General features: G+C 43.5%; 6 protein-coding genes. 2 read left to right on the top strand and 4 right to left on the bottom strand.

Features of this window, described 5'->3' with window-relative positions; all coding sequences use genetic code 11:
* Positions 1–184, top strand: a 184-nt coding sequence (locus tag KUL49_RS20480; protein WP_141306352.1) for an integrase core domain-containing protein, incomplete at its 5' end; no start/stop codon positions are given.
* 113 nt (positions 185–297) lie between these two features.
* Here the strand turns inward: KUL49_RS20480 and mdh are convergent.
* On the bottom strand, positions 298–1236 hold the full coding sequence (gene mdh / locus KUL49_RS20475; RefSeq protein ID WP_131138436.1) for a malate dehydrogenase: 939 nt from the start codon (positions 1234–1236) through the stop codon (positions 298–300).
* 237 nt (positions 1237–1473) lie between these two features.
* Here mdh and argR point away from each other — a divergent pair, with 237 nt between their 5' ends.
* Positions 1474–1938, top strand: a complete 465-nt coding sequence (argR, locus tag KUL49_RS20470; protein ID WP_101565957.1) for a transcriptional regulator ArgR — start codon at positions 1474–1476, stop codon at positions 1936–1938.
* 125 nt (positions 1939–2063) lie between these two features.
* Here argR and KUL49_RS20465 read toward each other — a convergent pair whose 3' ends face one another.
* The 3 genes from KUL49_RS20465 to KUL49_RS20455 form a co-directional block, all read right to left on the bottom strand.
* The gene (locus KUL49_RS20465; protein WP_131138435.1) at positions 2064–2747 is read right to left on the bottom strand and encodes a type 1 glutamine amidotransferase domain-containing protein; all 684 of its coding nucleotides are present in this window, start codon (positions 2745–2747) and stop codon (positions 2064–2066) included.
* A 196-nt stretch (positions 2748–2943) separates the two neighbouring features.
* Positions 2944–5973: a TonB-dependent receptor gene (locus KUL49_RS20460; protein ID WP_131138434.1), complete on the bottom strand. Its 3030-nt coding sequence runs from the start codon at positions 5971–5973 to the stop codon at positions 2944–2946.
* Between the two features lie 341 nt (positions 5974–6314).
* Entirely contained in the window at positions 6315–9428 is a 3114-nt protein-coding gene (locus tag KUL49_RS20455; protein ID WP_131138433.1) for a TonB-dependent receptor, read from the bottom strand.
* Between the last annotated feature and the right edge of the window lie 344 nt (positions 9429–9772).

Raw genomic sequence — 9772 nt, 5'->3', positions numbered from 1 at the left:
ACGAATAAACGGTATACTTAAGCAAGAGTTCTTGCTCTACCGATGTAAAACAATCGAAGAGTTGAAAATACTCGTTACCGAATCAATCAATATTTACAATGAAATGAGACCGCACTTAGCATTAGATATGGAAACGCCTAACGCAGTGCATAATAGAAAAGGCCAGCTTCGAGAGCTGGCCTAATAACTGTCAACCTATATTAGGACGACACATGTCTTAAATGCAAAAAAGGCTGGGTACGTAAGAACGTATCCAGCCTTTTCTAGCGGATGCTAGTACATCCGCTTCAGGCGTTATTAGCCGTTTACGAAGTCTACGCCTAGCTTGATGTCGCCACGTAGGCCTTCAAGCATGTCGTTTTTCGCTTTTTCTTCAAATGCGCTTAGCTCGCCGTATGGCAAGATTTCTTCAACACCGTTTGCGCCTAGGCGAACTGGATGTGCAAAGAATGCTGCGTCGTCGCTGTCGTCAGTTTGTACATAAGTGTACTCAACAACGTTCTCACCCTGCATTGCTGCAACTAGAGATAAACAGAAACGTGCTGCTGCTTGACCCATTGATAGGGTTGCAGAACCGCCGCCCGCTTTAGCTTCAACAACTTCAGTACCAGCGTTTTGGATACGAGTAGTTAGGCTAGCAACTTCTTCGTCTGAGAACTCTACACCTTCAACTTGTGAAAGTAGAGGAAGAATAGTTGTACCAGAGTGACCACCGATTACCGGTACGTGCACAGAAGATACATCTACACCTTTAAGTTCAGCAACAAACGTTTCAGCACGGATAACGTCTAGTGTCGTTACACCGAAAAGCTTGTTCTTGTCGTAAACGCCTTTAGCTTTTAGCGTTTCAGCTGCAATAGCAACAGTAGTGTTAACTGGGTTAGTGATGATACCAACACACGCGTTCGGGCAGTTATCAGCTACACCTTCGATTAGGTTTTTAACAATGCCGGCGTTGATGTTGAACAGATCAGAACGATCCATACCTGGCTTACGAGGCATACCCGCTGGAATTAGAACAACGTCTGCTCCAGTTAGTGCATCAGCTAGGTCATCTTTACCGTGACCGGTTACTTTTACCGCAGTGGGGATGTGGCTCAAATCAACGGCAACACCAGGAACAACTGGCGCTACGTCGTAAAGCGCTAAATCTGAACCTGCTGGCAATTGTGTTTTCAACAACAAAGACAGCGCCTGACCAATACCACCGGCAGCACCTAACACGGCTACTTTCATACCATTTCTCCTATGGGATTACTTCACGTATTTAAACGGAACGTCACACTAATGCAACGCGGGGGAAAACTCAATCACCGGATCGTCTTATTAACGTTATTTATGGCGATTTTATCTCGATATTCATTATCATGAATGATTATGCAAAGAAATTGCGCAAAGTCTACCTGTACGGCACAATATACGCATACTAAATATAATTCCTAACGATAACCCTCAAAAAAGAAAAGAGCGCTAATGGCAAACGCAAAACAAGAGCAACTCATCAAAGCTTTTAAAGAAATTCTTAAAGCCGAAAGTTACGGTTCCCAAGGCGAGATTGTTGATGCTTTAAAAGCTCAAGGTTTCGACAACATCAGCCAATCTAAAATCTCTAGAATGCTAAGCAAATTCGGTGCGGTACGCACGCGAAATGCCCGAGGTGACATGGTGTATTGCTTGCCTCCAGAGCTAGGTATGCCTACGGCTAAAAGCCCTCTTAAACAGCTGGTACTGGATATCGTTCACAACAACGTAATGGTAATCATTAGAACCAGCCCTGGTGCTGCACAGCTTATTGCGCGCTTGCTTGACTCATTAAGTAAGAAAGACGGAGTTTTGGGCACCATTGCAGGTGACGACACTATTTTCATCGCGCCAGCGGATGTATCTAGAATCGAAGAACTAAGACAGCGTGTTGAAGACCTGTTTGAGAACGTTTAGCCAAAGCGATGTTGTTCATTGACACGATTACGCTCGAAAAGCGCTTCGAGTGCAATCTTAGCTACTAGAGACAAAGAAACCGCATGGCTAATGCGGTTTCAATATTTATAGGATTTTAACGTCGATTAAGACAGAAGCTTGATAAGGGCATCAGCCGCGGGCCGTGACGATGGAGGATTTTGTCCAGTAACCAATAAGCCGTCTGTGCAAACTTTTACAGCAAAATCTTCTACACTTTCGTAATTCCCGCCTTTCTTCACCAACTCATCTTCAACAAGGTAAGGTACAACATCAGTGAGCTCCATCGCTGCTTCCTCGCTGTTCGAGAAACCGGTAACCGACTTTCCTTCCACTAAATATTTACCGTCAGGTGTTTTGACGTCTTTCAGTACAATTGGTGCATGGCACACCGCGCCAACGGGCTTATTTGCCGCTATAGTGTCTTCAATGAGTTTGATAGAATGCGCGTTATCCGACAAGTCCCACAAAGGGCCGTGGCCTCCCGGATAGAAGACCGCGTCAAACTCTTCCGCACGCACATCTTCAAGGGGTATTGTTGACGCCATCGCACTGCGTGCTAGCTCATCTTTGGTGTAACGTATAGCGTCATCTGTCATCGCATCATCAGCAAGGCTGTTGGGATCAATAGGTACCTGTCCGCCCATCGGCGATGCCAGCGTAATAGTATAGCCTTGGTCTTTAAATGCGTAATATGGCGCTGCGAACTCTTCTAACCACATGCCGGTCTTCTTTCCTGTATCACCCATAATTTCGTGAGACGTCATAACCATTAGCATACGTTTTGTCATAAGCCCTCCTTGCGAGCATTTAAAAATTTGTCGCTTATTACTTCGGCTAAAGTACGCAGTTAGATCATTAAAAAGGCGAGAGATCGCTTGATAACATGGTCGTTAGATAAATGAGCATTATAAAAAAATGCCACTTCCTGTTAAGGAGAGTGGCACCTAACACTACAACATGTCTTAGGGAAATTAACCATCGCGGTCAGAAGCGGTAGTTAACACCTATACGCATTTCCCATAGAGACGCGTCACCCTGACGTGGCGTAGGGTTCGCAGTTCCTATTACAACTCGATTAAACTCAGGTTCTTCAAGCACACCCCAATCGTCGTTTATCAAATTCGTGAAATTATTGATTACAAATGAGACCTGCGCGGTGTGGTCTTTGTGGAAAGCCGGAATGTCTTGTCTAATCGCAACATCAACCTTAGTCCACCAAGGACTCTCTTCTGAGTTTCGAGCAACGCCAATTGGTAATACTGCTTCATCATCGATGTAAGGTGTAAAGCCGAAGATTGCATTACTGTCATCTTGAGAAAAGACCTCACTGTAAGGCCTACCTGATTGCGCCACGCCGAAAGCGGAGAATATCGTGTTATAACCGTCGATAAGCTCAGTGACATAACGGAAATCAACCGTTAATCGATGCTTGATATTCCAATCGGACAGTGATGCAACATCTTCGTTAGGATTAGTAAATGCGCGGTATTGGTAGTTAGAGAAGGCAACGGAACTGGTCATGGGTTGAACATCTTCCGCATCGCTGTAGTTATAACCTGCAGTTACGGAAATACCGTTATCCCACGACTTATTCATCGTCGTAGTAAATGAGTACGACGTCACTGTTTTGTCAGAATTGGTTAATTCAAGTGAACCGTAACCGGTCAGTTCGTAGTCGATGTAACCATCATCAGTGAAACCCACCTCGTCAAACCCTAAATACTTAATCATAGCTTGGTCTTGAGCAACACTCACTAATAGATCTACGTTAAACACGTAGTCTTCGTCCGTGATGTGAGTCACGCCAGCAGAGAACTTCCATTCGCTCGGCATTTCAAAGTCTGGGTCAAGGTTATTACTTTCAAAGTTCTCACCTAGGCCTGCGTCCATTAGCGCATCAAGATCAGACGGCACTGAGTAACCAGGGCCAGCAGTAACGCCGTCTTCTGTATTTACCCAAGTAACGCTGCCGTCAAACAAGTTAGCATAGTCACCCTCTACCTCCCCACCTAATACGTTGGTGTTTTGGTAGTTATTGGTCATCCAAACGTTAGGGTTTCCGCCAGAGAATAGACCGAAGCCACCACGCAGCTCTGTACTATCACTTAGGGTGTAGTTAATACCAACTCGTGGCTGAAGCAATCCTATACCGTCGAGGTTTGCAGTATTGCTGTAACCATTCTTTTCAGTAAATTCCGTATTTTCAATAGGTCTGTCAGACGTTGTTGTCCAGTCGTAACGTAAGCCCGCGACCACTTTTAAATCGTCGGTTAAATAAAACTCGTCTTGAGCGTACACCGAGTGAGACTTGAAGCCCCATTCTGCAGCGCGATCTAACAACTCACCGGAATAGGCGTAACCATACTCGATTTCGGCATTGGTTCCGTTAACGAAGTCATCTAAGCTTTCAAAAAAGATGGATGTTTCAGAGTGCTGCACAAATAGATTATAGATATCAAGGTCATCGCTCTCGTAACCAAAAGTAAGCGTATGCCCATTATCAAAATAATAGTTACCACGGAACATTAGGCTGATCGCTTCCCAATCTAATTGGTTTACTTGACGACTATCGTCAGATCCTAAGTAAACCGTAAGGTCATCAGCATCATCTTCTGTTTCCATATCGAACAAGATTTTGATCTCACCAAAATCGTTATCACCAGGAGAACCATTTCCGTACATGGAGCGTTGAAGGTTATCTAACTCTGTACGCGAGATACGAATTTCAGTCGAAAATTTGTCTGTCCAGTCAGAGTACAAGACACCTACGAATGTTTGAAGTTCTGCGCCTCGCTCATATAAGTGGCTAGACAGCTCAAATTCGTTAGCATCACCATCAGACTCTACGAAATTGTTACCATCGTTATAATTATAGGTGAATGCAAAACGGTGGTTATCATTAATGTTCCAGTCTAATTTAACAAGTAGCTTTTCATCTTCGTTTGGCATGCTTAGCGGCGTTGTTCCCGCATCGAAGTTGTACAGAGATTGAGACACCGTCTGAATAGTTTCTAGCTGATCTTGAGTAAGTGCAACTTCGTTGATTGCGCCTGAACCAATGGCACCGCGATCGAAGGTGTTAGCACCTTCAAGCTTTTCGTATGCTGCAAAGATGAATAATTTATCCTTGATTAGCGGTGCGCCAACGGTAAAGCCATAACGCTTCTCGGTATAGTCACCAAGCGTAATGTCATCACCTTCAAGTGAGTCACCACGTAAGCTGTCGCTACCGAAGTCGTAGAACGCAGTACCATGAACTTCATTAGTCCCTGTTTTACTTACCGCACTGATGTTACACGCAGAGAAACCACCGTAAATTACGTCGAAAGGTGCAATTTCAACTGAAACGCCAGCAATAGCGTCGAAAGAAAAAGGCATTCTTTCGGTTGGGTAGCCATTTGAGTTAAGACCGAAAAGGTCGTTCATACGAACACCGTCAACAGTCAAGCTGTTGAAGCGCGGGTTTTTACCCACACACTGAATACCGTTGCTACCGCCTTCATCTACGTAAATACGTGGGTCGATACGAACGATGTCTGTGATGTCACGGTTAATTGCTGGTGCCTCTTGAAGAGTAGAAAGGTCGAAGCTTGCTACCGGGCCCGTTTGACCGAAAGATAAGCTGCTAACCTGAGAACCAGTAACGACAATGTTTTCGTATTCAGCCGCAGGCTCAAGCATACGCTCGATAGACGCTGATTCACCAAGCTCTAAGTAAACATCGTTGATAGTCTGATCAGCGAATTCGTCAGAGTTAATAACAACTGTATATGGACCACCTACGCGAAGACCTCGCAGACTGAACGTACCACCGTTATTTACCGTTACAGTTTTCACTGCGCCTGTTGGAACGTGAGTTACAGTTACAACTGTACCTGCTGCGGGGTTACCCTGCGGACCTACTATTTTGCCGTTCAATTCCGAGGAGGTAACTTGTGCCATAGCCGTAGAGGATAAACCAATCGATATTGCCACAGCAGCGGCGACACGATTGAATCGAGTGAGTGTTCTCATGTGTAGTTTCCTTTTTTATTTCTATTTGCAGTGCTACGACTTAATGCGCTGTCATACGTTTAGCTCTGAATAACTATCACAGAGCCAATCTATTACATTTTTGTGACAAAAATAGACGAGTGTCAACATTCTGGTGAGAAACACCAATATACTAGGGGGATATTATTTCTTTCGTATGACAATTTGCGAGAATAGGAATACTTGCAGGGCGGGTTGAACGCAAAAAAAAGCCCGATTTCAATTCAGTATCGAAATCGGGCTTAATAACAAGAGCGTAATAAACTAAGTCATATGTCGCTTAATTAATACGCGGTGCTTAATTGATAAATGTTCTTTTTATATTAGAACGTATATCTAACACCCACTTTAATACGCCACGTAGACTCATCCACTTCGAACTCATCCCAGTTTTGACCCGCGTTACCATCAAACGCATTGGTATACTGATACTGGTTGTTCTCGTTAACACCTTGTAAGTCGAACAAATCAACACTTGAATACTCGACTTGGTACACTTTACCCCAATCGTCATTCAACAAGTTTGCAAAGTTTTCAATTGAAAGGTAAACCTTCCCTTTGTGGTCATCATAGAACCCTGGTACTTCCTGAGAAATATAAAGATCCATTGACGTGATCCAAGGCTGAGAACCCGTATTTTTAGGAATGATAGAACCCGCATAACCTTCAAGGCCTGCCGCTGTCACTACTTCCATGATTTCTTCGTAGCTTAAACCACCTTCGAAGTCCATAAGCGGATCGTTCGGACCTTCAGGGATGTAAATCTGGTAATCACCGCCGTTGATACCAAATTGATCACCGAAGTCAGGATCGTTGTAGAGGCCCAATGTGTGAGAGAAGCGACGACCAGAACGTCTTTCAAAGAACAGGTTAAAGTCTGTATTGTAACCAGTAAAGAACTGATGCGTATAACCAAGGTTTAATACAAAGCGGTGCGGTACTTCAAAATACGCAGTATCAACATTTGGCTCATTGCGGTTTGTCGCAATATTGAAAACATAGTTAGATTCTGCTGTAGAACTTGTTCCAGGCGCGCCCTCAGTAATGTCTTGATGCGTATATGACATGTTTAGGCTAATACCGTTGTCCCATTGTTTACCTAATGCAGTAGTAAACAGAATGCTTCGGCCACCGTCAGAAGCGTTCGTCAGTTGTATATCGTAGTTTCCAGCATTATCTGTACCATCGTATACACTGCCGTAAATAATACGGCCATCTGCAAGAGTTACCTCAGGCGTTCTGGCTAACTCAACCCACGCTGCCGCATCTTTCTTGTCAACGTACGTTAATTCTGTTGTCCACGAGAAGTTGTTGCCTAAGCCTTCTACGTCGAAGATATAATCAGCTGCGATTTGATAGCGCCAATCAGACGGCATATCGAAATCAGGGTCAATTGAGTTGGTAGAACCTGAGCCGATTGAAAGCTGATCTTTAAGCACCTGAGGTACTTGATCAAACATAACATTCTCTGGCGCGATACTTTCTGTCGAATACTGGTCCAACGCTACACCGTTTTTGGTGTAGGCATTCGATATCCAAACAAGTGGAGAACCACCAGTGAAGCGACCTACACCACCGCGTAGAGTAAGATCTTCATTAATTGACCACTCAAACCCAAGACGTGGAAGCACCATAGTATTGCCGTCTAGGTTTTCTGTGTTGGCAAAGTTGTAGGTATCAAGAAAGTTCTGATTCAACATGGGTGAATCTTCAACTGTCAGATATTCAACGCGTAAACCTGCGGTTACTTCAAAATCTTCAAATAGCTCAAAGTTGGCTTCGCCATACGCTGTATAAAGCGTACTATCAACATCGTAGGCGATATCATTGATATCGTTTGTATACGCATTTGAGTATTCAACCAGGTCTGGTGCACGGTTTGCGAAGTCTTCTAAAGTTTCAAACGACCAAGTGCCTGCTGAGTCACGTCCATAAACGTTATAGTTCCATGTATCTTCCATTTCTAGACCGAACTTATACTCAACGTCGCCAGCAAGATATACACCGTGGAAACCTAGAGTCCATACTTCATTCTTCAGCACGTTAGCGTGACGGTTCTCATCCTGGCCCGCTATAATCGTACCGGTTCCAGTTCTAACGTTGATTTCGCCCCAGTCTGAATTTGTATTTGACGCTTGTGTGTAATCTTTGTAGGAAATACTAATTTCAGATGAAAAGTCGTCTGTCCAGTATGAGTAAACGTGACCGGTGTAAATAGTGGTTTCTGAATCTTGCGACCACCCATTAGACGTCATATTCAGTTGAGAATTGCTGCTGGTATAGTTACGAGCAGAGCTATTATCTTGATAGCTATACGTGAAATCAGCGCGATGGTCGCTGTTGATGTTCCAGTCTAGCTTGATTAGCGTTTTCTTATCACTGTCAGGTGAAGGCGCAGTACCTTTCGAATCTGTTAAGCCGTATACACTACTAAGCGTATTTAAAAATGTATCTACTTGCTCGTTTGTAACGTTGTGACCGTCAAGCGAATCCATGTCGTAGTTAAACGCTACTTCTTCTTCCCACTCTTCATATGAAGCAAAGAAAAACAAGGTATCTTGAATAAGCGCGCCACCAAGTGATGCGCCAAATGAGACTTCTTCATTGTCTACGTCAAATTCTTCATCGATTTTGTCGTTATATGCATCACCTGTGAAAGGGACTTTTTCATAGAAAACCGTTCCACCGAACTCGTTTGTACCCGATTTGGTAACTACGTCTAATGAACCACCTGTGAATTTACCAGCACGAGCATTAAAAGGAGCAACATTGATAGATATTTGTTCTACTGCATCAAGAGAAATAGGAGGACGTTGTGCAGGATAACCATTGCTATTTAGGCCAAATGTATCATTTACACCTACGCCATCAATAGTCAGTGAATTAAACTTAGGGTTGGAACCAGCAACACTTAACTCGCTGCCATCAGCACTTACTACAGCAAGTGGGTTAAGACGAACAACATCTTTCAAATCACGGTTAAACGTCGGCGTGTTTTCAATTGCTTTTTGACCGAATGTAGAGCTTGAACCCTGGTTATCATTGAAAAGCTGTGCACCAGTAACGGTAATACGTTCAACGTCAGCTAACGCGTCTAATTGAGCTTTAAGATCGAATGTGTCATTCAATGTAAGGTATACATCTTCAATAATTTTATCTTGAAACTTCTCTGATTCAATAATTATTGTGTAAGGACCACCTACGCGAAGACCCAATGCAGAGAATGCACCTTCTTCGTTTACTTGTAACTCTTTAACTGTACCTGATGGTTGGTGAAGAATCGTGATCGTAGAACCAGCAGCAGGATTACCTTGAGGTCCAACGATTGAACCACGCATTGCAGAAGATTGACCTGAGGCAGCTACTGCAGTAGTAGCAACGCCTACCGTTAATGCCACTGCCAGCGCTACTCGGGTAAGCTTAGCGGGTGTTTTCATGTGTGTTTCCCTTTTTGTAAAAACTTATTGGGTTATTTAAAAAGCGTTTGTCTCAATGCAAGTAGTAAATCGTTTCGAATTCTCATCAACAATTTGACGGCAGGGATTGTTGATGAGATTTGTGTCAGATTTATTACAATGAGTGATATTTTTTAACTCACTCAGCAACGTTTCGTGGCCTGATTTATGTCTAAAACCTGACCACATGGTCAGGTAACTTTAACTTTTTGTTTTTCTTTAGGCGCTTATTGCTTTTAGCGACATTATTCTTTGCACAAACCACACTAATAAACAGCGTTTAATAAAAATCAGGTTTACCCAAAAAAACAACTATTTATCATAGC

Origin of the sequence: Alteromonas sp. KUL17, from assembly GCF_006538305.1 — a bacterium.
Lineage (GTDB): Bacteria > Pseudomonadota > Gammaproteobacteria > Enterobacterales > Alteromonadaceae > Alteromonas > Alteromonas macleodii.
This window is presented reverse-complemented; position numbering and strand designations above follow the sequence as displayed.